Source organism: Arthrobacter sp. 2RAF6 (assembly GCF_052115205.1).
Classification (GTDB): domain Bacteria; phylum Actinomycetota; class Actinomycetes; order Actinomycetales; family Micrococcaceae; genus Arthrobacter.
In genome coordinates, this window is sequence record NZ_JBFRGF010000125.1 from 1 (window position 1) to 563 (window position 563).

1 protein-coding gene is annotated in these 563 nt (G+C 66.6%); it reads right to left on the minus strand.

All coding sequences use genetic code 11. From position 1 onward, the window contains the following. Positions 1 to 563 (minus strand): zinc-binding dehydrogenase (locus tag AB4Z38_RS25790; RefSeq protein WP_441432348.1); only part of this gene is annotated, 563 nt, incomplete at both ends.

Genomic DNA, 563 nt, shown 5'->3' on the forward strand with positions numbered 1-563 from the left:
CGCCTGGCCATGCCGATCGCCTGCCCGAATGCCGACGGATGCACCGCCGTGACCAGCACACCATGGCAGCCCCCGGTTTCCCGCTGGATGACTTCCACGGGATCCTCGTGCAGCGCGTTGACCGTCAGCTCGGCGCCGTGCTTTTTGGCGAGGGCAAGCTTGTCATCGGCGATGTCCACTGCGGCCACCCGCAAGCCCATGGCCACCGCGTACTGGACCGCGATGTGCCCCAGGCCGCCGATACCGGAAATCGTGACCCACTGGCCCGGCCTGGCCTCGGTCATCTTCAACCCCTTGTACACGGTGACACCGGCGCACAACACCGGAGCGACCTCCACCGGATCCGAACCAGCCGGAATCCGCGCGGCGAACCGGCTGTCCACCAGCATGTACTCCCCGAAGGAACCATCCACACTGTAACCGGCGTTCTTCTGGGCTTCGCACAGCGTCTCCCAACCGGTCCGGCAGAACTGGCAATCGCCACAAGCGGACCAGAGCCAGGCGTTGCCCACCAGGTCCCCGACCGCCAGGTCCGTGACACCCTCACCGAGGGCCACCACTTC